Origin of the sequence: Sulfitobacter aquimarinus (assembly GCF_040149565.1) — a bacterium.
GTDB lineage: Bacteria > Pseudomonadota > Alphaproteobacteria > Rhodobacterales > Rhodobacteraceae > Sulfitobacter > Sulfitobacter aquimarinus.
The window spans coordinates 391,294-416,817 of sequence record NZ_JBEFLO010000001.1; the positions used below are offsets into that span (position 1 = coordinate 391,294).

Consider the following 25,524-nt stretch of genomic DNA (forward strand, 5'->3'; position numbering starts at 1 on the left):
TCCGGCTTCGTATACAACATGCGGGTTTCATGCAGATGCGAACAGGCCGATCACGTGCGCTTGATCAGCCGTGTACAGTTTGGGGCTGTTTGTGCGCCCAAGTGGGGCAGATTGAAACATCTATGCCGCCCCGTGGGCGGATTTATTGCAGTTCAGCGGCAAATTACCCGCCCTTTGGGTTTGACTTGGGCCCAACACCGTCTTAAAGCACGGGTCTGAAATGACGCGTGTCTGGCGATTCCGCCTGCCCGCACCTTACTTAGATGGAGTCGGAGCGATGAAACGCACCTTTCAACCAAGCAACCTCGTCCGCAAGCGCCGTCACGGTTTCCGTGCGCGCATGGCAACAAAAGCCGGCCGCAAGATCATCAATGCACGCCGCGCCCAAGGCCGCAAGGAGCTGAGCGCGTAAGCACTCAGCCTTAGGCGAAAGCTATGACACCGCCGCAGACCTCTCCTATTGGCACCGATGCCAGCGGGGATGCGTCTGCGGCGGTTTCGTCGTGTCCGCCTCTTATTGTTCTGACCCAGCGCGCTGATTTTCAACGTGCCGCACGGGGCAAGCGGGTGGCGATGGCAGGGTTTGTGCTGCAAATGTTGCACCGCGCGGATGACACTACGCATATCGGCATCGGCTATACCTGCTCCAAGAAGGTCGGCAACGCCGTCGCCCGCAACCGCGCCAAACGCCGTTTGCGTGAAATTGCCCGCATGGTACTGCCGCAGCAAGGGCTTGCCGGCCACAACTATGTTCTGATCGGGCGCAAATCAGCGACTGCGACGATTCCCTTCACCACCCTAGTTGCGGATCTGGAAAAAGCGCTCGGAATCCTGCACGGCCCGCGCAAATGACGCCCCTCGCCCAAATCTGCGCCCTGCCCGTGCGGTTCTACCGTTTGGTTTTCAGCCCGTGGGTCGGGTTCAACTGCCGCTATCAGCCGACCTGCTCGGCCTATGCGCTGGAAGCGTTAGAGCGTCACGGCGCGGTCAAAGGCGGCCTCCTTGCCGCACGGCGCATCGGGCGATGCCATCCGTTCGGCGGCGCCGGCTATGACCCCGTGCCCGACAAAGACACACCTTAACGCGCCCTCGTTTGGCTTTTGTTTGCACAAAGGGTGCAGTACAAAACGACGACCCTCGCCAAAGGAAGCCGCCCATGCTGGACCAACCCGAAGACATCCACGCCCTGTTCAACGGCGCCCCCCAAACGACCGAGTTCAAGAAGCTGCGCAAACGGCTGGTGCGCCAGACCCGCGAAGCGATTGAGCAATACGGCATGATTGAGCCTGGGACAAAATGGCTGGTTTGCCTTTCGGGCGGCAAAGACAGTTATACTTTGCTGGCCGTATTGCATGAACTGCAATGGCGCGGCCTGCTGCCTGTGGAATTACTGGCCTGTAATCTGGATCAGGGCCAGCCGGGGTTTCCCGCGACTGTCCTGCCTGCATTTCTGGAAAAGATGGGCGTGCCGCACCGCATCGAATATCAAGACACCTATTCCATTGTGATGGATAAAATCCCCGCTGGCCGCACCTTCTGCGCGCTTTGCTCGCGGCTGCGGCGCGGCAATCTGTACCGCGTGGCCCGCGAAGAGGGATGCTCGGCCGTGGTTCTAGGCCACCACCGCGACGACATTCTAGAGACATTTATGATGAACCTCTTTCACGGCGGGCGTCTGGCGACGATGCCCCCGAAGCTGCTCAATGAAGAGGGCGATCTTTTCGTGTACCGCCCCCTCGCCCACGTATCCGAAGCCGACTGCGAGAAGTTCTCGACCGCGATGAACTACCCGATCATTCCCTGCGACCTTTGCGGCTCTCAGGACGGGTTGCAGCGCCAGCAGGTAAAAGCGATTCTTGATGGCTGGGAAAAGAACAGCCCCGGCCGCAGACAGGTGATGTTCCGTGCGTTGACCAATGCGCGGCCTTCGCATCTGCTGGACTCTGAACTATTTGATTTTACAGGGCTAATTCGAAATTCCGATAATTTTAAATAAAAACATACCAAGAACATCGGATCCGTTAACCCTCGGGTGAGGCGATTCTGGCTACGCTTCGAAGACCAAGGCCCGTGGGGGCGCTTTGGGTCGGAGGATTATGTGTGTCAGAGACTAAATTAGAAAACCCGGGCTACAAGCTGGCCAATGCCCGCAGACGGATGTTTACCCTGCTGACAAGCCCGCCTGCCCTCGCGTTCATTCCCGCGTTCTCCCTTGCTGCGTACTGGTTCGGCGGGGAAGGCGCGCTTTTGGTCGTTGCCGCCTTACTGCCCGCGCTATTCCTCATCTCTGGCGGGCTGAATACGGCACGTATGGCGCAGGGGCCCGCCCCTACGATACGTGCTGGTCTGTTGGGCCGTGCCGCCATGACAACCCGCGCCGAAGAGCTTTGGCATCAGGCCAACGATGCGCGGTTGCAGTCGTGTCTGCATGTCATCGAAATTGACGGCTATTCCGCTTTGGTCGACCGGTACGGTGCCGCCGCGGGCGACATTATCATCGACCGGATGAGTGATCGTTTGACCAGCGCGATGCGCGATGGTGACGTGATTGGCCAGATCGGGGATGCACGGTTCGCAATCTGCGTAGACCCGGTGCAGCAGCTCTCGCTGGAGCTTTGCATTCAGATGGCCAGCCGCTTTCAAGCCGCCGCGGAAGAGCCGATCTCGATCAATGGAACAGTGATTTATGCGGATGTGTCTGTTGGTTTCTGCCAACACGCCCGCACACCGGAAGACAGGTCAGAGACTTGGCTGGAGGCCGCCTGCGTCGCGCTGCACAGTGCGCAAGCGCGCGGCACCTCTTCAATCCGCGCATATTCCGACCAGATGCATCAAGAACGCAAAACGCGCCGCGCCCTTCACGAAGACGTCGGCACCGCCCTCGACAGTGGAGAGATCATTCCGTGGTTTCAACCACAGATTTGCACCGATACCGGCCGCATTACCGGTTTCGAAGCGCTGGCCCGTTGGGTGCACCCCGTGCGCGGTGTGATCCCGCCGTGTGACTTCCTCCCCGCGCTGGAGGATGCGAACCTGATGGAGCGGTTGGCCGAGGTCATGATGTACCACAGCTTCCGCGCCCTCAAACAGTGGGATGCAGCCGGCGCCGACGTCCCGCAAATCGGTGTCAACTTCACGGGGGCAGAGCTGAGCAATCCAAAGCTGCTGGAAAAGATAAAATGGGACCTCGACCGGTTCGAGCTGACGCCTGATCGTTTGGCAGTCGAAGTTCTTGAAACCGTCGTCGCAAGCGCCCCGGACGACATGATAACGCGCAACATCAATGCCTTGGGCGAAATGGGGTGCCGGATTGATCTGGACGATTTTGGCACGGGCAACGCCTCGATCGCCTCCATCAGACGCTTTTCTGTAAGCCGGATCAAGATCGACCGCAGCTTTGTCATGAAGGCCGACCGTGATCCCGATCAGCAGCGAATGATCAGCGCAATTCTGACGATGGCCGAACGCTTGCAGGTCGAAACCCTTGCGGAAGGCGTAGAGAGCGTGGGCGAGCATGTCTTGCTTGCGCAACTGGGCTGCGATCATGTGCAAGGCTTTGGCATCGCACGGCCCATGCCGTTTGATCAAACCATCGAATGGATCACTTCGCACAACGCAAAGAAGGTCGACGTCCCTCTCATCATGCAAAGTCGCCGCAAATAGGCTGAAAACGCCGCGATTACCTGCCCACACGCTCGTCTTCGGGGCCGAATCCGCTTGACCTTTTGGCCGCTGCGTTGTGTACCCACCAGACAGTTTTCAGACATCAGGTGGCAGTGCAGATGGACGACCAGAACAAGAATCTTATCATTGCGACAGCGCTCAGCTTTGTTGTGATCCTCGTGTGGTTTGTGTTGTTTCCACCACCAGAGCCGCAAACACCGATTGACGGAACCACGGCATCCGAAACAGCCCCTGCTGAAGGGTCTATCGCAACACCCAGCGCCGATGTTCCTGCCACAGCCGCAACGCCGGCCAGCACCTCAAGCGAGCCGACAGCGTTGGAAACAACACCGCGGGTCCAGATCGAGACAGCACGCGTCAGCGGCTCTATCTCTTTGCTGGGTGGACGGATTGATGAGCTGTCATTGAACGATTACAAAACCTCACTTGAGGCGGACGCGTCTATCGTCGAAATCCTCTTCCCCGCAAATGCAGGCAACGGCCAATACGCATTGCACGGGTGGGCGGCTGCGGCAGGCGTGGACGCGGCAGCCGTCCCTGGCCCCAACACCGTATGGAGCCTTGCTGAAGGCGACGTGCTTACTGCTGAAACCCCAATCACCCTCAGCTGGGACAACGGCGCGGGTCTGCGGTTTGTGAAAGAGATCGCAATTGACGATGAATTCATGTTCACTATCACGCAGTCCGCTGAAAACACGGCTGACAGTGCTGTTTCCATGGCGCCCTACGCCGTTCTCGCCCGTCACGGCGAACCGACGGATCTGAAGAACTTCTTCATCTTGCACGAAGGTGTCGTCGCCATGACAGATGGCGAATATTCCGAGATCGATTGGGATGAACTGCCCGAATTCGACTACAACCAACGCGCAGGCGCCCGCACACAAGAGCAAGACATCACCGAAAACGGCTGGATCGGGTTTACCGACCACTATTGGATGAGCGTGCTGATCCCGACCCAAGGGTCATCGTTCAAATCCGTCGCCAAATACGACGAACGCCGCGACATTTACCAAACCGAAGCAGTGAGCGCCGTGCAAACCGTTGCCGCAGGCCAGACCATCACCAACACCACCCAGTTCTTCGCCGGTGCGAAAGAATGGGACGTCTTGCGCGCCTATGAGGACGCAGGCGTTTACAACTTTATCGACGCGATTGACTGGGGCTGGTTTGCCTTCCTGACCAAGCCGATCTTTTGGTTGCTACACCAGCTAAATCTGCTGATCGGCAACATGGGCGTCGCGATTATCGGCCTGACGCTGCTGATCAAAGCCGCGCTGCTGCCGCTGGCGTTCAAATCCTACGTTTCGATGGCGAAGATGAAAGAGCTTCAGCCAAAGATGGAAAAACTGAAGGAAGAGGCAGGCGACGACCGCCAGAAGATGCAGCAGGGCATGATGGCCTTGTACAAAAAGGAAAAGGTGAACCCCGCCGCAGGTTGTTTGCCGATCCTTCTGCAAATCCCGATCTTCTTCTCTCTCTACAAGGTGATCTTCGTCACGATCGAGCTGCGCCACGCGCCCTTCGTTGGCCCGTTTCAGGATCTGAGCGCACCTGACCCGACCTCGATCTTTAACTTCTATGGCCTGCTGCCGTGGGGCACGCCAGAGGCAGGCAGCATCATGGCGCTGATCTTTATCGGTATCCTGCCACTGTTGCTGGGCATTTCCATGTGGCTTCAGCAAAAGCTGAACCCCGCGCCCACAGACCCCACACAGCAGATGATTTTTGCATGGATGCCGTGGGTCTTTATGTTCATGCTCGGCAGCTTTGCCTCGGGTCTGGTCGTCTACTGGATCGCGAACAACACGATCACGTTCACCCAGCAATATCTGATCATGCGCAGCCAGGGCTACAAGCCTGACCTGCTCGGCAATATCAAAGGCAGCTTTGGCAAAAAGCCAAAGGCAGAGCCGAAGAAGTGATGAAAGTCACCGCCCTGTGGCGCCATCCGATGAAGGCCCACGGGCGCGAGACGCTGGACGAGGTCACCCTTGTCGCTGGCGCCTCGATGCCGTTTGACCGCACTTGGGCCGTGGCCCATGACAATAGCAAGGCGAAGGCGGGGGAATGGGCTGCATGCCGCAATTTCACCCGCGCCGCCGCCATGCCACAGCTGCAAGCGATCACAGCCACACTTGATGAAGCAGCGCAAACGTTAACGCTGCGCCATCCTGATCGTCCCGATCTGACGTTCAATCCCGACCGCGACATTGCCGATTTTCTGGATTGGGTCGCCCCGCTTTGCCCGCCTGATCGTGCGCAGCCCCAGAATATCTTGCGCATAGGGGAGCGCGGCTTTACCGATAGCCCCATCGCTTCTGTTTCGCTTATGAATATGGCGTCCCACGCGGCGGTGGAGGCTGCGGCGAACGCGACGCTCGACACAGCGCGCTGGCGGGGGAATGTCTGGTTTGACGGCGCGCCTGCGTGGTCCGAATTCGGCTTTGTGGGCAAAACGCTGAGACTGGGCGCGGCGACCGTGCGCGTCGATGCGCCGTACCAACGGTGCAAATCAATTATGGCCAATACCGACACAGGCCAGCGTGACCATGACTTGCTGCAAACGCTGCGGTCCTTTGGTCACCAGAATTTCGGCGTCGGTTTTACAGTGCTGGACGGTGGCAAAATCCGTATCGGCGACCAACTGGAGCTTGTCTGATGCAACTGCCCTTCCCCCTTGCCGAAGAACCCGATGCCCTGACGATGGAACGCGGGCGATTGCTTTTCGCGGGCGAGACCGAGTTCGTCAAAGGCGTTGTCGCCATGTCCGGCCTGCCCGAAGCGGACCGGATCGAGGTGTGCTTTGCGGGCCGCTCGAACGTCGGCAAGTCCACGCTGATCAATGCGCTGACGGGGATGAAGGCGCTTGCACGCGCTTCCAACACACCGGGGCGCACGCAAGAGATCAACTATTTTACCGCGGGTGACGATCTCTATCTCGTCGATCTGCCGGGCTATGGCTATGCCAATGCGCCTCTGCCCGTCGTCGAGAAATGGCAAAGGTTGCTCAAACAATTCCTGCAGGGCCGTCAAACCCTGCGCCGCGCCTTTGTCCTGATTGACGCCCGCCACGGCGTCAAAGCCGTCGACGATGAAATCATGAGCCTGCTTGACAGCTCTGCCGTGACGTTTCAGGCCGTGCTGACCAAGGCCGATAAGGTCAAAGAGGTCGAGCGTGAGAAGATCCTGACCCAAGTGCGCGGCGCTTTGAGCAAACACCCCGCCGCCTACCCCGAGATCATCGTGACCTCGTCGGAAAAAGGATGGGGCATTCCGACACTACGCTCGGTGATTGCCACGCTGGAATAAGCGCTTATGATCCTTTCAGACCACGGGATCACAGATATGAGAAAACAAGACATGAACCGCGATTGGGCCGCCACTGCTGCCACACTCTCACAGGCGCTGCCGTATATGCAGCGCTATAATGACGCGACTGTTGTGATCAAGCTGGGCGGTCACGCCATGGGCAGCGATGAGGCGATGACAGAATTCGCCCGAGATGTTGTGCTGATGCGGCAGGTCGGGGTGAATCCCGTGATCGTGCATGGCGGCGGGCCAATGATCAACGCGATGCTCAAGCGTTTGGACATCAAATCGGAATTTGTCGACGGCAAGCGGGTGACAGACGCCGCGACCATGGAAGTGGTCGAGATGGTGCTATCGGGCCTTGTGAACGCCAAGATCGTTCAAGCAATCTCGCAACAAGGCGGGCGCGCTGTTGGAGTCTCAGGCAAGGACAGCGGCCTGATCATTTGTGAGCCTGAGAACCCAGCGCTGGGTTTGGTGGGCAAACCTACGCGGGTGAACCCGAACCTCCTGCTCGACATGGCGGAAAAAGAGCTGATCCCCGTGATTGCTCCCTTGGGCATGGGGATGAATGGCGAGACGTTTAACATCAATGGCGACACTGCCGCGGGTGCCATCGCGGCCAGCCTCAAGGCGGATCGGTTGCTGCTGCTCACGGATGTGTCAGGCGTTAAAAACGCCGACGGCGAGATCCTGACCGAGCTGACGCCAGAGCAGATCAAACAAATGACTGACGATGGCACGATTGCGGGCGGGATGATCCCCAAGACTCAAACTGCGCTGGATGCGCTAAACGCTGGTGTACGGGCTACGGTTATTCTGGACGGGCGTGCGCCCAACGCTTGCTTGCTTGAGTTGTTTACAGAACACGGCGCCGGCTCGATCATTCGGACCGCCTGAATGGAGCATGAGGGCGTCATTCGGCTGACTGTCTTCTTGGGTCTGTTTGCTGTGTTGGCACTGGCCGAGGCTTATGCCCCCCGCAGGGTGCGGCGGCAAAAACAGACGACGCGGTGGATGACGAACTGGGGCATGACGGTACTAAATACCGTGGCTCTGCGGTTGATGGCGCTGGTGCTGCCCCTGCTGGCTGTGGGGGCTGCCGCAGATGCAGCTGCCCAAGGTTGGGGGCTGCTCAACTGGGTGGCATGGCCTCTTTGGGTAGAGGTGTTGATCGCGGTGGTCGTCCTTGATTTCGCGATATGGTTTCAGCATCTGGTGACACATAAGGTGCCGTTGCTTTGGCGTTTGCACCGCGTGCATCACGCGGATGTGGACATTGATGTCACAACCGCAATCCGTTTTCATCCCGTCGAAATCGGGTTGTCGATGCTGTTGAAAATCGGGTTGGTGTATCTATTGGGGCCAGCCGCGATTGCGGTCATCATTTTTGAAATCATGTTGAACGGAACGGCGATGTTCAACCATGCGAACCTGCGATTGCCTGCACGCGTCGATGCGGTGGTGCGCTGTGTGCTGGTCACGCCGGACATGCACCGTGTGCACCACTCGGTCCACCGCCATGAACATGACAGCAATTACGGATTTTCCCTGTCGATCTGGGACCGCATGTTCGGCACGTACATCGCGCAGCCCGCCCAAGGTCACGACGACATGGACATCGGGTTGCAATGGCAAGACCCGCGTCCCGGCAAATTGTCGTGGTCGCTCACCCTACCGTTTCAACGCAAGTGACGCTTGAGGGCATAGCGCGGGACCTAACCCTGCAAGGGTTGATGATCATGGGGCATCTGCCGCACCCGGAGACGCCCGCCCATACGATTATCCTTGTCGGTGCAGACCGCGATTTCTGGGATGTTTTCACCTCTACGGTCGAATATTCCGACGGCGCCCCCGACCCTGTCGACAGGATGTCCAAACGGATTTTAGGTGCCGCAGCGACGGCCCTTGGCGGCACAGCGCAGTACCCGTCGGACGGGCCACCTTACGCGCCATTTATCGCATGGGCGCAGGGCACGGGACGCTTTTGGCAAAGCCCGACAGGCATGTTGGTGCATGATGTGGCCGGGCTGATGATCTCGATCAGGGGAGCGCTGATTGTGCCCTATACCTTACCTACTCAAGCGGTGGGGGAAGGCCCCTGCGTAACCTGCGCTGACCGTCCCTGCGTTGGCGCATGCCCCGTCGATGCCCTGTCAGACCAGCATTTCTACGATGTTCCGACGTGCAGGGCCCACATCGCATCGGAGGCAGGCCGCGCCTGCATGACAACAGGGTGCGCCACGCGTCTGGCTTGCCCGATCAGCCAACGGTTTGACCGCCCCCACGCCCAATCCGCCTTTCACATGCGCAGCTTTGCAGGAGCCTGAATGAAACGCCTTATCCTCATACGTCACGCCAAATCAGACTGGTCCGACCTTGATGCCACAGATCATGAACGGACCCTCAACGAACGCGGCCGCCAAAGCGCCACAGTCATGGGGGAATGGATGCGGACCCACGACCTGTTGCCGGATCACGTCCTGTGCTCCGACGCGGCCAGAACGCAAGAAACGCTGGCGCGGTTGCGGTTTGGCGATGTGCCGACAACCTATACCCACAGCCTGTATCTGGCGGAGCCTGACGTGATGCTGCGCCTTTTGCGCAAACGGACCGAAGACTGCGTGATGCTGATCGGGCACAACCCCGGCAGTGCGATGCTGGCCGAAATGCTGGTAGCCAAAGCACCGCCCCACCCCGATTTTGACCGCTTTCCAACAGGGGCGACCGCCGTGCTGGATTTTGAAATTGACAGCTGGCGCGATCTGACCACAGGGCGCGGAGCCTGCCCCCTGTTCGAAGTCCCGCGGGCTTTAATGCAATAAGGGCGGAGGTTTCCCCCCGCCCTTACCGTTGCAGAATTCGGTTTTCTTAGTGACCCAGAATCTGGCTCAGGAACAATTGTGTCCGTGGGCTTTGCGGGTTGTTAAAGAACTCTTCCGGCTCGTTTTGCTCTACGATCTGGCCTTGATCCATAAAGATCACGCGGTTGGCGACCTGACGGGCAAAGCCCATCTCGTGGGTCACGCAAAGCATGGTCATGCCTTCTTCGGCCAGCTCGATCATTGTATCGAGCACCTCTTTAATCATTTCAGGGTCGAGTGCGGAGGTCGGCTCATCGAACAGCATGATGCGCGGCTTCATGCAAAGCGAGCGGGCAATCGCCACGCGCTGTTGCTGACCACCCGAAAGTTGACCGGGGAACTTGTTCGCTTGGTCAGGGATTTTCACCTTCTCAAGATAGTGCATCGCTACTTCTTCGGCTTCCTTCTTGGGCGTTTTACGCACCCAGATCGGCGCAAGCGTCAGGTTGTCGAGAATGCTGAGATGCGGGAAGAGGTTGAAGTGCTGGAAGCACATGCCAACCTCTGAGCGGATCTTGTCGATGTTTTTGAGGTCCGAAGACAACAGCGTACCGTCGACTTCGATGCTGCCCTTCTGGTGTTCCTCCAGCGCGTTGATACAGCGGATCAGCGTGGACTTACCCGAGCCTGACGGCCCACAAATCACGATGCGTTCGCCCTGATATACCGTCAGGTCGATGTCGCGCAGAACGTGGAACGTACCGTACCACTTGTTCATGTTCTGGATGGAAATCGCGACTTCGTCGGATACTTTGAGTTTGGTATCAGCCATTATTCTGACTCCTTAACGATGATCTGTCGCAAGACGGCGTTCCAGCCACTGCGAATATTGCGAAATGCCGTAGCAAACGACAAAGAAGAGGACGGCGGCAAAGCCCAGCAGCTCCCAGTAAACCCCGTTCCAATCGGTGGAGGCGAGGATGGGACCACGGATCATGCCCACAAGGTCAAACATCGAGATCACGGAAACCAGCGTGGTGTCCTTGAACAGACCCACAGCGATGTTCACGATCCCCGGGATCGAGATTTTCAACGCTTGGGGCAGAATGATCAGACGCATGGCTTGGGCATAATCAAGGCCCAGACTGTCCGCCGCCTCGTACTGGCCCTTTGGCAAAGCGGCCAGACCGCCACGGATCACTTCCGCGATATAGGCCGACGAGAACATTGTGATCATGATCACAACCCGCAGGAACAGATCGACAGTTGCCTCGGGCGGGAAGAAATACGCCAACATCACGCTTGCCACAAACAGCAGGGTGATCAGTGGCACCCCGCGAATAAATTCGATGAAGATCACACAAATCCATTTGATCAGCGGCATCGAGCTTTGACGCCCAAGGGCCAGCGCAATTCCCAATGGCACCGAGAGTGATACGCAGACCAGACCAAGCATCATGTTGAGCATGAAACCACCAAGGTCACGGCTGGGAACTGCTTCGAGGAACGGCTGTTCGGGCGCAATGGCCGCAACAACAAAGCCGCCGATGTACCACGTCACCAACGCCGCCGCGACAGCGCCAAAAAAGCCAAGCGCAAAGCTGCGTGTGACAAAGCGCGAATAGACAACGTAAGCCACGATAAAGCCAGCAAGAGCCATGAGCGGCGTAAAGATCGTCCCGCCCCAGATCAGCCAGAATGCGACGAAGGGGAAGAGCGCCGTGATGATCAGCAACTTGCGCGGAAGGTCAAAGAATAGAACCGGCGCAAGCGCAACAAACATCAAGAGAAGCGCGGCAAGGGGACGCCAGTAAAACTCGGGCGGGTATTTGAAGCCAAAGATCAGCTGGTTCCACCGCTCGGTCAGGACCGAGAAGCAGGCAGCCGATGTGCCTTGCAGCACTTCACGACATTCTGCCAGTGACGAGGTTGTCCAAAGGCCGCCCAAAATCCACGGCATGGTTGAGCTGAGGATCAGAAAGATCACATAGATCGACGCCACCGTCAGCAACGCGTTGGGCCATGTGGCAAAGAGGTTATCCTTGACCCACTTCAATGGCCCCGCAGCGTTTGCCGGCGCGGGCTGTTGGGGCAATTCATCGGTACGGACAAAAGCAATGGAATGTTCATGTGTATCCGACATCTCAGCGCTCCTTCAGCTTCATAGAGTTGTTGTAGATGTTCATGAACGCCGAAATCAGCAGCGAGATGATGAGGTAGAAGGCCATCAGCAACAGCACACATTCAATCGCCCTCCCCGTCTGGTTGAGCGTAATCCCCCCCAGCGTGGCCGTGATGTCAGCATAGCCCACCGCAATCGCCAGTGACGAGTTCTTGGTGATGTTGAGGTATTGCGAAATCAGCGGCGGGATGATGACCCGCAACGCCTGCGGCAGCACCACAAGGTTCATGATCCGACCCGAACGCAGGCCGAGGGCGGCCGCCGCTTCGGTCTGACCTTTGGAGACGGCCTGAATACCTGCACGCACGTTTTCAGCGATAAAAGCACCGGTGTAGATCGACAAAGCAAACCAAAGCGCGATCAGCGGGCCGCCGATCTTGATGCCGCCCTTGAAGTTAAAGCCTTTCAGCTCGGGAATATCCCAGCTGAGGCCGAGGATGAGGCACAAAATGATGATCGGTGCGAACCAGATCGCAAGGTTGGTCCAAAGCGTATTGGGCCGCACGCCTGTCGCTTCCTGAATCGCATTTGCACGGGCAGTCATAAAGCGGGTGGCAAAGAAGGAGCCGACCAGCGTGGCAATCACCAGCAGCCAATTCAGGGCGCTGCCGTCAGCACCGCCAATGCCGCGTGTGAAATAAGGACCGGGGATATAGACGCCACGGTTTGTGAAGGCAAAAATATCCAAAAGCATGGTCGAGGCAGGATCATCCCCGCGGAAATCCCGTGGGCCTGGCATCACGGCTGTCATGACGGTGAAGATGATGATGATCCAGATCAGCACGGGGATGTTGCGGAAAATCTCGACGTAGAAGGCCATCAGTTTCGAGACGAGCCAGTTGTTCGACAAACGCAGCACGCCCGCCAGCACGCCAAACACCGTTGCCGTGATACAAGCCAGAAAGGCGACCAGCAGCGTGTTCAGGATACCAACAATGGCAGCGCGAAAATTCGAGGATTGGCTGGTATACTCCACCAGCGTCTGGTTGATGTCATAGCCCGCAGGGCTGCCCAGAAACGCAAATGAGATGTTCAAACCAGCAGCGCGCAGGTTGGCGGCAAGGTTCGAGTAAAGATAGGCCAGCGAAAGCGCCAATGCGATCGCAGCAATCACCTGCAACGTCATTGACCGATACCGCGTGTCGTTCAGCAGCATAGACAGCCGGAACGAGCCCTGTGGAGGGTCCGAGTATGTTGACATGGAATGTATCCCCGTTGCTCCGGCTGGAAATGCGCGTCTTATGACGTCTGTGGCCGGATCGTTGTATCGTTGGAAGTGTCGTAAAGGACAAGGGGCGCGGGATGAACCGCGCCCCTTGCATCAACTGTTTAGCGGAATGGGGGAGAGTACAGCAGGCCGCCGTCTGTCCACTGTGCGTTCAAACCACGCGCCAGACCGATTGGTGTTTCTTCGCCGATGTTCTTGGCAAAGATTTCACCGTAGTTGCCTTGGGTTTCGATTGCGCGCTTGGCCCAATCTGCGTCCAGACCCAGCATTTCACCAAGTGTCCCTTCGGAGCCGAGCAGACGCGCGACTTCTGGGTTGTTGGTGGAACCTGCCATCTCGGCCACGTTTGTGGAAGAAATGCCCAGCTCTTCGGCTGTGATCAAAGCGTTCAAAGTCCAGCGAACAACATCGCCCCACTCGTTGTCACCGTGACGTACCAGCGGGCCGAGTGGCTCTTTGGATACGATTTCGGGCAGCAGTGTGTGCGCGTCAGGTGCTTCGAATGTGGCACGTGTTGCGGCCAGACCGGATGCATCTGTTGTGTACACGTCGCAAGCACCTGCAAGGTACTGCTGCTGTGCTTCGGAGTTTGTTTCGATTGGCACTGGCTCGTACGAGATGTTGTTGGCGCGGAAGAAGTCGGCCAGGTTCAGCTCTGTTGTGGTGCCGGTCTGGATGCAGACAGTTGCGCCATCAAGGTCTTTTGCCGACGAAACGCCCAGCTCTTTTGGAACCATGAAGCCTTGGCCGTCATAGTAGTTCACGCCGATGAAGTCGAACTTCAGGTCGACGTCGCGGGACAGTGTCCATGTGGTGTTGCGCGCCAGCATGTCGATCTCGCCGGAGGCCAGAGCGGTGAAGCGGGTTTTGCCGGTTGTCGGTACGAATTCAACAGCTGTTGCATCGCCCAGAACCGCCGCAGCTACTGCGCGGCATACGGATACGTCGAAACCGACCCATTCGCCATTGGCGTCTGGTGCAGCAAAGCCAACCAAACCGGTTGTAACACCACAGTTCAGTTTTCCGCGTGCTTTGACGTCGTCAAGCGTACCGGCGGCCGCTGCACCAGCAGACAGACCAGCGATCGTGAGCGCGCCAAGAATGATTGATTTGTTCATTTTTACCTCTTCCTGATTTTCCACCACTGTTTGGGCGGATAAGCCGCCGTGTTTCACGGCGGTGGTGATACTGTGCGAGAAACCCGCATAGTGTCGGTCAGTCTGTTCTACTTCGCACCACAAGGTCAAGGGCGAAGCCTTGAAAAAACACTTAATGAAACAGCGTTCCCCAAGGGAATGCACAAATTTCATTCAGGGCTTTGGCACAGGGTAAACATCTGTTTTGCGTGCAAAAAGGCGGTGCGCTTGACCTCGGCCATGGCTGTGGCGTCTTCGTCTTCGCCCCATTGCTCCTCTTGCCATGTCTCGTCCAGCCGTGACAGGTCCCACATCTGGGTCGCAGGCCGCGCATCCAGCGCCGTTCCAAATCCAAGAATCAGTGACCCGGACAAGCTGACCAGATCGTGAAACGCCGCCAGTTCAAACACAGACAACGCGTGGGTCCGCGCACGTAAACCGGCAATCACGTCAGGGTCCTGGGGGGCGTGAATGACACCTGTCCGCGTCAAAAGCCGCGCCCCCAGCGTATCAGCCGCCCAGTCCAGCATCGGGTCCCAAAGCGCGGCCTGACGGGCGACCAGTTCTTCGGGGCTGTCGGCACGGTAGCACAGCAGATCACTGTCGCCATAGGCTGCCAGCATGTCGGCAACTTCACCGTGCTGGATCGTCACTTTATCAAGGGCGGCATTGGCGGTCCTGGTCGCGGGCATGGTGTTTGGATTGATCACATCTTCCTGCGCGTCCCATTCCGCTGCGATCGCTTGAGCCATTGCGGCAGTCGGCAAACGCAGTGGCCGCTTCGCGGGGGTCTTTACCCCGCGCCCGTCCAGCTCAACGGCAAATGCGCCCTCAACCTCCACAACCGAGGCAACCTTCCAGAACCGCTTGGCTGTCCAATCACTCATGTCTCAGTCCTTCCAGATCGTGGCCAACAATGGTGGCACTTCGTCAAATTGCGCAACGTGGTGGCGCGCAGCCCCCAACCGTTCGGCGGGGTGATAGCCCCAGCCCACGCCAATACCCGTGATCCCCGCAGCGGCAGCCATTTCCATGTCAAAGCTGGTGTCGCCGATCATCACCGCATCGCGCGCCTCTACCCCTGTTTCGCGCAGCGCCTCGTGCAGCATGGCGGGGTGGGGTTTGGACGGATGGAAGTCGGCGACTTGTTGGGTCACGAACACCCCCTCCAGCGCGTGCGCCTCGATCAACTTATCAAGCCCGCGTTTGGATTTGCCTGTTGCCACGCCCAGCAGGGTATCAGGCTGGGCCTGCAGCTGCGCCAGCACCTCGCGGGCACCGGGATAGAAGGGCGAGGATTGCCCGCGTGAAGGATCAGCGCGCAGCGTCATATACGCATCCTTGTAACCCTGAACCAAACGCGCACGCGTCGCGGCCTCGGCATCCGGGGCAAGGATCACCATCAGCTCGTCCAGCGACAGGCCAACCACGCCCAGCACATCACTGCGCGGCGGCACCTGAAGGCCTTCGCCATCAAAGGCCAGCTTCATCGCCGCCAGAATATCGCCCTGACTGTCGACCAGCGTGCCGTCGACATCAAAGATCACCAACCGCAAAGGCGTATTGCTCATCCCCAGTCGTCCCCGAACGGATCAGCAGGCGCCCACTTGGTCTGCCACGCAAACGTGTCCCACGTGCGTTGCATATGCTCGGGGATTGGCGCGACAAGGTTCAGCATCGCCTTGGTCGCAGGGTGTTCGATTGTCAGGCTGCGCGCATGCAGGTGCAACTTTTTCGAGATGTCACCCCCCAGTTGCGCGCCCCAGCCATCGCCCATGTTTTCCTGACCCGACCCGCCGTATTTGCCATCGCCAATGATCGGATGCCCGATCTCGGCCATATGCACACGCAGTTGGTGCGTACGGCCCGTGACAGGGCTCAGCGCCATCCACGACGCCCGCGTTCCGACCTGCTCCAGCAAGGAATAATCGGTGGTGGCGCGTTTTGCCCCTTCGGTATCATCCACATCACGCGGGTGAATGGCGTGCATCTTCTCGCCCTCGCCACGCGCACCGTGGCCGCCTGCCTTGACCAGACCGAATTTGATCGTGCCATTGCGCGGATGCGGTGCGCCTGCAACTGCGGCCCAATAAATCTTGCGGGTCTCGCGGTGCCGGAAGTTCGCCGTCAGCGCCTTCGCCGCCTCCCGCGTGCGGGCCAGCAACAGCACACCCGATGTGTCCTTGTCCAACCGATGCACAAGCCGCGGTTTTTCATCCAGATCAAACATCAACGCCTCCGAGAGCGCATCGACATGCCGCTCCCCCTGCCCCGAGCCACCTTGCACAGGCAAGCCAGGTGGCTTGTTCAGCGCGATCACATGATTGTCGCGGTAGATCACGCAAGCGCGGATCATCTTGGCCTCGGCATCCGTTACCGTAGTGCGTTTGGGCGGCGGTGGAGCCTCGCCTGTCGGCAGTGGCGGGATGCGCACTTGCTGGCCGACCTCAACACGGGTCGAGCCCTTTACACGGCCCCCGTCCACGCGGATTTCGCCCTTGCGGCACATCTTTTCGATGCGGCCCTGCGGCACATGGGGGAAGACACTGCGAAACCAGCGATCCAGACGCTGGTCGCCCGCGCCCTCTTCTACAGTCAACATTTGAACACGGCTCATGCGAATACCCCTCTGGCGATCCATAGCCCTAACATTAATCCAACCACGCTCAGCCCCACCGACAGCGCCACATAGGCGCCCGCCGCTGCAATCTGCCCCCGCTCGATCAGTGTCACCGTTTCCAGCGAGAAAGCCGAGAAGGTGGTGAAACCGCCCAACAGCCCCGTCATCACAAAGGGGCCCAGATGCGTCAGCCCCTTTTGTGCGGCGGCTACGACAAAGATCCCCATCAGAAGCGACCCCAAGACATTGACAGTCAAGATTGCCACGGGAAACTCTGACAGGCCCACAGCACGGTGCACGCTAACCCCGACAAGGTAGCGGCACGCGGCGCCGATGGCTCCGCCCAATGCAACAAGAGAGAGTGTTGAAATCATGCCTGTGCAATCGCCCGCAAGGCCGCCAGAGTCAACTGTTCGTCAACGCGTCCGCTGTGCGCGCAGTTTGGCAAAATAATCGAGCCGCTTTTTCAAATCCCGCTCGAACCCGCGCTCGACGGGCTGATACAGCTGCGGACGCTCCATACCTTCGGGGAAATAGTTCTGACCTGAAAACCCGTCTTCGGCATCGTGGTCATAGGCGTAATCCGCGCCGTACCCCATATCCTTCATCATCCCTGTTGCCGCGTTCAGGATATGTTTGGGCGGCGGCGCAGAGCCGGTCGCCTTGGCCGCTTTACGCGCCCCCTTGTAGGCCACATAATTCGCGTTGCTTTTGGGCGCGAGCGCCAGATAGATCACCGCCTGCGAGAGCGCGAGCTCCCCCTCGGGCGAGCCGAGCCGCTCATAGGTATCCCAGCATTGCAAACACACGGCCTGCGCCTGCGGGTCGGCCAGCCCGATATCCTCGACCGCCATCCGCACGATGCGACGGGCAAGGTAGCGCGGGTCCTCGCCGCCCTCCAACATCCGCGCAAACCAGTAAACCGCGGCATCGGGGTCACTACCCCGCACCGATTTATGCAACGCAGAGATGAGGTTATAATGCTCGTCCCCGCCCTTGTCATATTGCGCGGCCCGCTTGGCCAAGCGCGTTCCAAGGGCCTCCTTGTCCAGCGGAGTCTCGACGTTCCACGCCGCCACCTGCTCAATCAGATTAAGCAGCGCCCGCCCGTCCCCGTCGGCCATATCCAACAAGGCCTGCCGTGCGCCATCATCCAGCGGCAAGGTCATGTCCAGCTCGGCCTCGGCCCGCGCCACCAACAGTGCAAGATCATCCGCACCAAGGCGTTCCAGCACCATCACCTGTGCGCGGCTCATCACGGCGCGGTTCAACTCGAAACTGGGGTTTTCGGTCGTGGCCCCGACCAGTAGGATGGTACCATCCTCCATATGCGGCAAAAACCCGTCTTGTTGCGCTTTGTTAAAGCGGTGGATTTCATCCACAAACAATAGCGTTCCCTGCCCGTTTTGACGGCGTATTTTCGCAGCGTCAAAGACGCGCCGTAACTCTGGCACACCGCTGAAAATCGCGCTGATCTGGACGAAATGCAAATCTGTCTCATCAGCCAGCAGTCGCGCAATGGTGGTTTTGCCGACGCCAGGCGGCCCCCAAAAGATGAGCGACCCCAACGCGCCGCTTTCCAACATCACCGTCAGCGGCGCCTCGGGCCCAAGCACCTGACGCTGGCCAATCACCTCGGCCAGACTGCGCGGGCGCAAGCGGTCGGCCAAGGGGCGGTGGCCACTCTCAACGGGCGCAGGAGCGCTGCCAAACAAATCAGCCACGCCTACCCCCTGAACCGCATGGTGATCCGCCGCGCACCGCGCTGAACAACCATCGCAATGCGCCGCACACCGCCAGACAGAATCGTCGCAACCTCGTCAGGATGCACAATCGAAACGCCATTAAGTTCAACAATCACATCCCCCGCACGCAGCCCCGCCCGAGAGGCCGCACGCCCTGCATCCAGAACGGCGACGCCCTCGCCCCCCAAAGGCAGGTTCAGCTCCGCCAATACAGCTGGGTTGATCCGCGCCACGGTCAGTCCGGGAAACAGGCTGCGTTGGGGCAGAATGACGGTATCGCGCGGCGGGTTCTCGGGGGCGGCGAACAGGGCGACAGGCGCCGTCAGCTCTGTATCACCGCGGCGGAAAACCACGTCCACATCGGCCTGCACGCCAGCAATGCTCATCCGGTAGATCATCTCGGACGGGGTGTTCACCGGCTGCCCGCCAACCGTGACGATCACATCGCCAACAGCCAACCCGGCCTGCAAAAACGGACTTACCGGATGCAGGCCCGACACGATAATTCCGCCTGATCGGTCCAGCCCAAGCGTCGCTGCCATATCCGCATCGACGGGCTGCCCGCTGATCCCCGCCCACGGGCGCGAAAATGTCGTTTGCCCGGCCTCCGCCTGCGCCACGAAGGCCGCGACCATATCCGCAGGAATCGCAAAGCCAATGCCGTTCGACCCGCCAGACCGCGTCAGGATCGACGTATTCACCCCGATCAGCTGCCCCTTCATATCAACCAACGCACCGCCAGAGTTACCGGGGTTAATGGGCGCATCGGTTTGTATAAAATATCCCAACCCGCGACCGCCCGGCCCACCCGAGCGTGCCAACCCCGATACGATCCCGCTGCTCACCGTCTGCCCCACCCCAAAAGGATTGCCGATGGCCAAGGCCAGTTCGCCCACCTCGACGCTATCACTCGGACGAAGCGCCAAGAACGGCAGAGCGTCGGGCGCATCAATCTTCAAAATTGCCAGATCCGCCTCAGCGTCCCCCAGCAAAACCCGTGCCGAAAACTCACGTCGGTCGCTTAGTACAACGGTAATCTCGGTCGCCATTCCGACAACGTGATAATTGGAAACCACAATCCCGTCCGCTGACAGGATGACGCCAGACCCAAGCGAGTTTTGCACACGCGGCTTTGCATCTGCCGAAGGATCACGAAAGAACCGCTCAAAAAACGGATCCGACTGCAAAGGCGTGCGCTGCACCTCGCGGACCACTTTGGCATAAATGTTCACAACAGCCGGCGCAGCCTGTTTGACCACAGGCACAAAACTAAGCTGCATCTCCGCGGCCGTCTCTGGCACCTGCTGACCCATCAGGGGCGCGGCCCAAACCATCAGGATAAATATTAGCTTCTTCATACAGAAGATATGCGCAGCCGACAGCGATCATGCAACCGCTCTATTTTTTCCGCCCAAAAATACTCATGCACAACTCAAACGAAAAAGGGCCCCGCCAAAGATGACAGAGCCCCCGAATTCACTTGCGTGAAAAATCTTATTCTGCGGCGTCTTCCGCTGCAACGCGGGCTTTGTCAGCCGCACCTTTTGCATCGCGGTCGCGATCCACAAATTCGATGATCGCCATAGGCGCCATGTCACCATAACGGAAACCGGCTTTCAGGACGCGCACATAGCCACCTTGGCGGTCTTTGTAGCGTGGCCCAAGGATGTCGAACAATTTTGTGACATACTGGTCTTCTTTCAGGCGCGCGCGGGCCTGACGGCGAGCGTGCAGATCGCCGCGCTTGGCGAGCGTGATCATCTTTTCGATGATCGGACGCAATTCTTTTGCTTTTGGCAGGGTTGTCTTGATCTGCTCATGCTCGATCAGCGAGCCGGCCATGTTGGCCCAAAGCGCCTTGCGGTGCTCATGTGTGCGGTTAAGACGGCGGTATCCACGTGCGTGACGCATATTTCTTCTCCAATAGATGTGCCCTCTACGGGCGGTTTTGCTTTGTCTGGCTGACGTGCGTAGCGCCAACTCTCCTTGGGGTCTTTTGACCCAGTCTGTCGACAGGCGGGGATCATGCCCCGCCCGTCAATGGCTTCAGAAGTTGTCTTCGAACTTCTTGGCCAGATCTTCGATGTTGTCCGGTGGCCAGTCCTCGACGTCCATGCCAAGGTGCAGACCCATACCTGACAGCACTTCCTTGATCTCGTTCAAGGACTTGCGGCCAAAGTTCGGTGTGCGCAGCATTTCAGCTTCGGTCTTCTGGATCAGATCGCCAATATACACGATATTGTCGTTCTTCAGGCAGTTGGCCGAACGCACAGACAGTTCCAGCTCGTCCACTTTCTTCAACAGAAGCGGGTTGAACTCGAGACCGTCATCGTCGTCCTGACGCGAGGCTGATTCAGGCTCGTCGAAGTTGACGAAGATGCCCAGCTGGTCCTGCAAGATACGCGCAGCAAATGCTACAGCATCGTCAGGCGTCAGCGAGCCGTCGGTTTCAACTTTCATGGTCAGCTTGTCATAGTCCAGAACCTGACCTTCACGGGTAGGCTGAACATCGTAGCTGACTTTTTTCACAGGCGAGTAGATCGCGTCGATCGGGATAAGACCGATTGGCGCATCTTCCGGCTTGTTCTTGTCAGCAGAAACGTAGCCTTTGCCGGTGTTGACCATCAGCTCCATGTAGATGTCCGCACCATCATCGAGGTGGCAGATCACATGGTCGCGGTTCAGGATTTCGATGCCAGCAGATTCGCTGATGTCGCCAGCCGTCACAACGCCGGGGCCTTTCGCAGAGATCGACAGGCGCTTTGGCCCCTCGACTTCCATGCGAATTGACACACCTTTGAGGTTCAGGATGATGTCGGTGACATCTTCACGAACGCCTGCAACCGAGGAAAACTCGTGCAAAACGTTGTCAATTTGTACTGATGTAATGGCAGCGCCCTGAAGCGAGCTCATCAGAACGCGGCGCAGCGCGTTGCCCATGGTGAGGCCAAAACCACGCTCGAGCGGTTCTGCAATCACAGTGGCCTGACGTGCAGGATCGTTGCCGGGTTTAACGTCAAGCTGTGTTGGCTTGATCAGTTCGGCCCAATTTTTGTGGATCATTAGTCCCTCCATTCTTGTTCGCACCCGTATGTCCGTCCGGGGCAAACTCCCGAGGTTTCAGTAAATCGTGCGGGGCCCGCGCCGAAACGCGAACCCCATAAAGAATACCGTCTTTTAGACGCGGCGGCGCTTTGGAGGGCGGCAGCCGTTGTGGGCCATTGGCGTCACATCACGGATCGAGGTGATGTTGAAACCGGCAGCAGCCAAAGCGCGCAGGGCGCTTTCACGGCCGGAACCGGGGCCTTGCACTTCGACTTCGAGCGTCTTGACGCCGTGGTCTTGTGCTTTTTTACCCGCATCTTCTGCAGCCATCTGGGCAGCATAAGGTGTCGATTTACGCGACCCTTTGAAGCCCATTGTGCCAGCAGACGACCATGAAATGGCGTTGCCCTGCACGTCAGAGATGAGGATTTTTGTGTTGTTGAAAGAAGAGTTCACATGCGCCACACCTGCGGCGATGTTCTTGGAGACCTTCTTTTTGGTGCGTTTTGCATCGCGTGCCATATTCTAAGCCCTCCCTTATTTCTTCTTACCGGCAATGGCCTTTGCGGGGCCTTTGCGAGTGCGAGCGTTGGTGTGTGTGCGCTGACCGCGAACGGGCAGGTTGCGACGGTGACGCAGACCGCGGTAGCAGCCCAGATCCATCAAGCGCTTGATGTTCATCTGTGTGTCACGGCGCAGGTCGCCTTCGACGGTGTAGTTTTCGTCGATGTGCTCACGGATTTTCAGGATTTCCGCATCGGACAATTCGTTGATGCGACGGGTGATATCGATACCTACGGCTTCGCAAATGGAAGCGGCGGAGGAGTTTCCGATACCGGTGATATAGGTCAGGGCGATTGGAACCCGCTTTGCAGTCGGGATGTTTACGCCGGCAATACGTGCCACGTGTGCAGTTCCTTTTTGTTGCGGGTCCGTAATACCGGACCCTTTTTTCACAACACAAGCCCGAGGCGATACTGCCAGCGGGCCCAAGTCATATCGAGGTAGTATACGCAGGGGGCGACCCTGTGATTCCCGTGAGGGATAGCGGCTTTTAGGAGGGTTAGGAGAGAGGGTCAACCCCGTGCAGAACCTGCACGGGAATGCCACCATTGCGTGTCGCGTTTACGCCAACACGTCCGCGATCGCGGCTTCGACTTCGTCCATCGTGCCCAAACCGTCAACAGACGTCAGATCACCCTTGGCATAGTAATAGCCCAGCAGCGGCGAGGTCTGTTTGTAATAGGCCATCAGACGGGTCTTGAGGCTCTCTTCGTTGTCGTCCGCACGGGCTGTGCCGCCTGCGGCCACGGCCTCGGCTGCGCGGCCAAGGATACGGTCAACAAGGATTTCATCGTTCACTTCCAGCTCGATCGCGTGATCAAGCGTCTCGCCCATCTCGCTCAGAAGCTCGCCCAGAGCGTCGGCTTGTGCCAATGTGCGTGGGAATCCGTCAAAGATGAAGCCGCCGTGATCACCACCCGCTTCGAGTTGCTCACGGATCAGGCCGATCACGATCTCGTCTGTGACCAAATCACCGCGATCCATCACAGCCGCGACCATCTTGCCCATTTCGGTGCCCGATGTCTTGGCCGCGCGCAGCATGTCGCCCGTGGACAGCTGTACCATATTGCGGCCTTCAACCAGTTTTTGCGCTTGGGTGCCTTTGCCAGCACCCGGTGGTCCGAGGAGGATAATATTCATTTGCGCGCAGGGCTCCGTTTCTTGCGGCCTTTGCCGGATTTGCCGCGCAGTTGCGACTTCTCAAGCAGACCTTCGTATTGGTGTGCCAAAAGATGGCTTTGAACTTGCTGGATTGTATCCATTGTCACAGAAACCACAATCAGTACCGAAGTCCCGCCAAAATAAAACGGAATGGCAAACTGGCCGCGCAGGATTTCCGGCAGAATACAGACCGCCGCCAAATAGGCAGACCCAAGCACCAGCACGCGGTTCACCACATACTCCAGATACTCTGCCGTGCGCTTACCGGGGCGAATACCGGGCACAAATCCGTTCTGGTTCTTAAGGTTGTCGGCCACATCGTCCGGCTTGAACGCCACGTTGAACGTGTAGAAATACGCAAAGAAGACGATCATCGCGATAAAGAACAACAGATACAACGGCTGACCGGGGCCAAAGTTGGCCAACAGCCACGACATCACAGGGTTGGTAGAATTCCCCGAGAACGTGCTGATCGTCACCGGCAGCAGCAGCAGCGAGCTGGCGAAGATCGCGGGAATAACCCCCGATGGATTGACCTTGATCGGCAAGTGGCTGGAGCCACCGTCATAGACCTTCATGCCCACCTGACGGCGCGGGTACTGGATGTGGATCTTGCGCAAGGCGCGCTCCATGAACACCACAAACATGATGGTCGCGATTACCATGACAAGCACGCCCACAATCACCGCAGGGCTGATTGCGCCGGAACGACCTGATGCAAAGAACTGCGCGATTGCCGCGGGGACTTCGGCGATAATGCCGACGAAAATAATAAGGGAGATACCGTTGCCGATACCGCGTGCGGTGATCTGCTCACCCAGCCACATCAGGAACATGGTGCCCCCGATCAGGGTAATCATGCACGCAATGCGGAAATACATGCCTGGGTCGGCCGCAATATCCCCCGCCTCAAGGCTCACAGCCAAACCGTAGGACTGCACAGTGGCAAGCGCCACAGTACCCCAACGGGTGTATTGGTTGATCTTCTTGCGTCCCTGCTCACCTTCTTTTTTCAACTGCTCCAATGACGGAACCATTGATGTCAGAAGCTGCACAATAATCGAGGCCGAGATATAGGGCATGATCCCGAGGGCAAAGATGCCCATACGGCCCAACGCACCACCGGTAAACATGGAGACCATGCCGCCGATGCCCTGCCCTGCTTGCTCCATAAAGTCGCGCAATGCGGCGCCGTCGATACCAGGAACAGGGATGAACGTCCCCAAACGGTAAACGATCAACAGACCAAGCGTGAACAGGATGCGGTGGCGCAGGTCGGTCGCCTTGCCAAAGGCGGACCAGCTTGAGTTTGCGGCCATATTCTCGACGGCAGATACCATGTGAGGGCTCTCTTCTGTAAAAACAAAACGCCGCCCGAACCGTTTTCCGGCGGGCGGCGTTTGGGAAAACTTAAAGCACTATGTAAGCGGCTGTTGCGCCGCCCACAAGTCCGAACGCTTATTCGGAGGCTTCAGCTGCTGCCGCGGCTTTGACGGTGATCGAACCGCCCGCCTTTTCAACGGCTTCAACGGCTGATTTCGACGCGCCTGTGACGTCGAGGTTCAGCTTGGCTGTCACATCGCCTTTTGCAAGGATGCGGATGCCGTCGCGCTTGCGACGTACAACGCCTGCTGCAACCAATGCGTCTTCAGTGATGGTTGCTTTGATGTCCAACTTGCCTGCATCAACAAACTTCTGGATCAGGCCCAAGTTGATTGCGGAGTAGGATTTGCGGTTCGGCTTGTTAAAGCCACGCTTTGGCAGACGTTGGTAGAGGGGCATCTGGCCGCCTTCATACCCTTTGATCGCCACACCCGAGCGGGATTTTTGACCTTTGATACCACGGCCACCCATTTTACCGGTGCCGGAACCAGGACCACGGCCAACGCGTTTGCGTGGTTTCGTTGCGCCTGCATTATCTGAAAGTTCGTGAAGTTTCATGTCGCTTCTCCTTTTGCCGGAAATACCCCCCAGCGACGGGAGCGGGTAGACGCGGCGTTACGATTCTAATGAGCAAACCGATGCTCACTGCGGGCGTATAGGCGA

The 25,524-nt window shown here is 58.3% G+C and carries 29 protein-coding genes; 12 read left to right on the forward strand and 17 right to left on the reverse strand.

Annotation, left to right across the window (positions count from 1 at the left end):
- The first annotated feature begins 277 nt into the window (after positions 1-277).
- The 12 genes from rpmH (at position 278) to ABMC88_RS02050 (ending at position 9,818) form a co-directional block, all read left to right on the forward strand.
- Entirely contained in the window at positions 278-412 is a 135-nt protein-coding gene (gene rpmH / locus ABMC88_RS01995) for a 50S ribosomal protein L34 (protein ID WP_025063397.1), read from the forward strand.
- Between the two features lie 23 nt (positions 413-435).
- Positions 436-852 carry a ribonuclease P protein component gene (rnpA, locus tag ABMC88_RS02000; protein ID WP_349575155.1) on the forward strand — a complete coding sequence of 139 codons (417 nt, stop codon included), beginning with the start codon at positions 436-438 and terminating at the stop codon, positions 850-852.
- On the forward strand, positions 849-1,082 hold the full coding sequence (gene yidD, locus ABMC88_RS02005; RefSeq protein WP_349575156.1) for a membrane protein insertion efficiency factor YidD: 234 nt from the start codon (positions 849-851) through the stop codon (positions 1,080-1,082). The genes rnpA and yidD overlap by 4 nt, the downstream gene beginning before the upstream one ends.
- Before the next feature lie 74 nt (positions 1,083-1,156).
- Positions 1,157-1,996, forward strand: coding sequence for a tRNA 2-thiocytidine(32) synthetase TtcA (gene ttcA / locus ABMC88_RS02010; RefSeq protein ID WP_349575157.1), 840 nt, complete (start codon positions 1,157-1,159; stop codon positions 1,994-1,996).
- A gap of 104 nt (positions 1,997-2,100) precedes the next feature.
- On the forward strand, positions 2,101-3,663 hold the full coding sequence (locus ABMC88_RS02015) for a putative bifunctional diguanylate cyclase/phosphodiesterase (RefSeq protein WP_349575158.1): 1,563 nt from the start codon (positions 2,101-2,103) through the stop codon (positions 3,661-3,663).
- A 119-nt stretch (positions 3,664-3,782) separates the two neighbouring features.
- The gene (gene yidC / locus ABMC88_RS02020) at positions 3,783-5,606 is read left to right on the forward strand and encodes a membrane protein insertase YidC (RefSeq protein ID WP_349575159.1); all 1,824 of its coding nucleotides are present in this window, start codon (positions 3,783-3,785) and stop codon (positions 5,604-5,606) included.
- Complete coding sequence (locus tag ABMC88_RS02025; RefSeq protein ID WP_349575160.1) at positions 5,606-6,343, forward strand: MOSC domain-containing protein; 738 nt, start codon at positions 5,606-5,608, stop codon at positions 6,341-6,343. The genes yidC and ABMC88_RS02025 overlap by 1 nt, the downstream gene beginning before the upstream one ends.
- Complete coding sequence (yihA, locus tag ABMC88_RS02030) at positions 6,343-6,993, forward strand: ribosome biogenesis GTP-binding protein YihA/YsxC (protein ID WP_349575161.1); 651 nt, start codon at positions 6,343-6,345, stop codon at positions 6,991-6,993. The genes ABMC88_RS02025 and yihA overlap by 1 nt, the downstream gene beginning before the upstream one ends.
- A gap of 36 nt (positions 6,994-7,029) precedes the next feature.
- Positions 7,030-7,893 (forward strand): acetylglutamate kinase, encoded by an 864-nt coding sequence (argB, locus tag ABMC88_RS02035; protein WP_349575162.1) that lies wholly within the window; start codon positions 7,030-7,032, stop codon positions 7,891-7,893.
- Entirely contained in the window at positions 7,894-8,688 is a 795-nt protein-coding gene (locus tag ABMC88_RS02040) for a sterol desaturase family protein (protein ID WP_349575163.1), read from the forward strand.
- A gap of 47 nt (positions 8,689-8,735) precedes the next feature.
- Complete coding sequence (locus ABMC88_RS02045) at positions 8,736-9,323, forward strand: ferredoxin (protein ID WP_349575164.1); 588 nt, start codon at positions 8,736-8,738, stop codon at positions 9,321-9,323.
- Positions 9,324-9,818 (forward strand): SixA phosphatase family protein, encoded by a 495-nt coding sequence (locus ABMC88_RS02050; protein ID WP_349575165.1) that lies wholly within the window; start codon positions 9,324-9,326, stop codon positions 9,816-9,818.
- Between the two features lie 46 nt (positions 9,819-9,864).
- Here ABMC88_RS02050 and ABMC88_RS02055 read toward each other — a convergent pair whose 3' ends face one another.
- From ABMC88_RS02055 to rplO, 17 genes are all read right to left on the reverse strand, one after another.
- Positions 9,865-10,629, reverse strand: coding sequence for an amino acid ABC transporter ATP-binding protein (locus ABMC88_RS02055; RefSeq protein WP_349575166.1), 765 nt, complete (start codon positions 10,627-10,629; stop codon positions 9,865-9,867).
- 12 nt (positions 10,630-10,641) lie between these two features.
- Entirely contained in the window at positions 10,642-11,940 is a 1,299-nt protein-coding gene (locus ABMC88_RS02060) for an amino acid ABC transporter permease (RefSeq protein WP_349575167.1), read from the reverse strand.
- A 1-nt stretch (position 11,941) separates the two neighbouring features.
- On the reverse strand, positions 11,942-13,180 hold the full coding sequence (locus ABMC88_RS02065) for an amino acid ABC transporter permease (RefSeq protein WP_349575168.1): 1,239 nt from the start codon (positions 13,178-13,180) through the stop codon (positions 11,942-11,944).
- 128 nt (positions 13,181-13,308) lie between these two features.
- Positions 13,309-14,325, reverse strand: coding sequence for an amino acid ABC transporter substrate-binding protein (locus ABMC88_RS02070; RefSeq protein ID WP_349575169.1), 1,017 nt, complete (start codon positions 14,323-14,325; stop codon positions 13,309-13,311).
- A gap of 188 nt (positions 14,326-14,513) precedes the next feature.
- A complete protein-coding gene (locus tag ABMC88_RS02075) occupies positions 14,514-15,230 on the reverse strand; it encodes an ATP12 family chaperone protein (RefSeq protein ID WP_349575170.1) in 717 nt (238 codons plus the stop codon).
- A 3-nt stretch (positions 15,231-15,233) separates the two neighbouring features.
- Positions 15,234-15,914 carry an HAD-IA family hydrolase gene (locus ABMC88_RS02080; RefSeq protein WP_349575171.1) on the reverse strand — a complete coding sequence of 227 codons (681 nt, stop codon included), beginning with the start codon at positions 15,912-15,914 and terminating at the stop codon, positions 15,234-15,236.
- On the reverse strand, positions 15,911-16,960 hold the full coding sequence (locus ABMC88_RS02085) for an RluA family pseudouridine synthase (protein WP_349575172.1): 1,050 nt from the start codon (positions 16,958-16,960) through the stop codon (positions 15,911-15,913). The genes ABMC88_RS02080 and ABMC88_RS02085 overlap by 4 nt, the downstream gene beginning before the upstream one ends.
- Entirely contained in the window at positions 16,957-17,337 is a 381-nt protein-coding gene (gene crcB / locus ABMC88_RS02090) for a fluoride efflux transporter CrcB (RefSeq protein ID WP_349575173.1), read from the reverse strand. The genes ABMC88_RS02085 and crcB overlap by 4 nt, the downstream gene beginning before the upstream one ends.
- Positions 17,338-17,379: 42 nt before the next feature.
- Positions 17,380-18,687 carry a replication-associated recombination protein A gene (locus ABMC88_RS02095; protein WP_349575174.1) on the reverse strand — a complete coding sequence of 436 codons (1,308 nt, stop codon included), beginning with the start codon at positions 18,685-18,687 and terminating at the stop codon, positions 17,380-17,382.
- 2 nt (positions 18,688-18,689) lie between these two features.
- Positions 18,690-20,066, reverse strand: coding sequence for a trypsin-like peptidase domain-containing protein (locus ABMC88_RS02100; protein ID WP_349575175.1), 1,377 nt, complete (start codon positions 20,064-20,066; stop codon positions 18,690-18,692).
- A gap of 136 nt (positions 20,067-20,202) precedes the next feature.
- Positions 20,203-20,619 (reverse strand): 50S ribosomal protein L17, encoded by a 417-nt coding sequence (gene rplQ, locus ABMC88_RS02105; RefSeq protein WP_298858249.1) that lies wholly within the window; start codon positions 20,617-20,619, stop codon positions 20,203-20,205.
- A 135-nt stretch (positions 20,620-20,754) separates the two neighbouring features.
- Positions 20,755-21,771: a DNA-directed RNA polymerase subunit alpha gene (locus tag ABMC88_RS02110; protein WP_025059518.1), complete on the reverse strand. Its 1,017-nt coding sequence runs from the start codon at positions 21,769-21,771 to the stop codon at positions 20,755-20,757.
- 114 nt (positions 21,772-21,885) lie between these two features.
- Complete coding sequence (rpsK, locus tag ABMC88_RS02115; RefSeq protein WP_349575176.1) at positions 21,886-22,275, reverse strand: 30S ribosomal protein S11; 390 nt, start codon at positions 22,273-22,275, stop codon at positions 21,886-21,888.
- A 15-nt stretch (positions 22,276-22,290) separates the two neighbouring features.
- Positions 22,291-22,659, reverse strand: a complete 369-nt coding sequence (gene rpsM, locus ABMC88_RS02120) for a 30S ribosomal protein S13 (protein ID WP_349575177.1) — start codon at positions 22,657-22,659, stop codon at positions 22,291-22,293.
- A 219-nt stretch (positions 22,660-22,878) separates the two neighbouring features.
- Entirely contained in the window at positions 22,879-23,457 is a 579-nt protein-coding gene (locus ABMC88_RS02125; RefSeq protein ID WP_349575178.1) for an adenylate kinase, read from the reverse strand.
- On the reverse strand, positions 23,454-24,818 hold the full coding sequence (secY, locus tag ABMC88_RS02130) for a preprotein translocase subunit SecY (protein WP_349575179.1): 1,365 nt from the start codon (positions 24,816-24,818) through the stop codon (positions 23,454-23,456). Before secY ends, ABMC88_RS02125 begins: the two co-directional genes overlap by 4 nt.
- Positions 24,819-24,936: 118 nt before the next feature.
- Complete coding sequence (gene rplO, locus ABMC88_RS02135) at positions 24,937-25,419, reverse strand: 50S ribosomal protein L15 (protein ID WP_349575180.1); 483 nt, start codon at positions 25,417-25,419, stop codon at positions 24,937-24,939.
- Between the last annotated feature and the right edge of the window lie 105 nt (positions 25,420-25,524).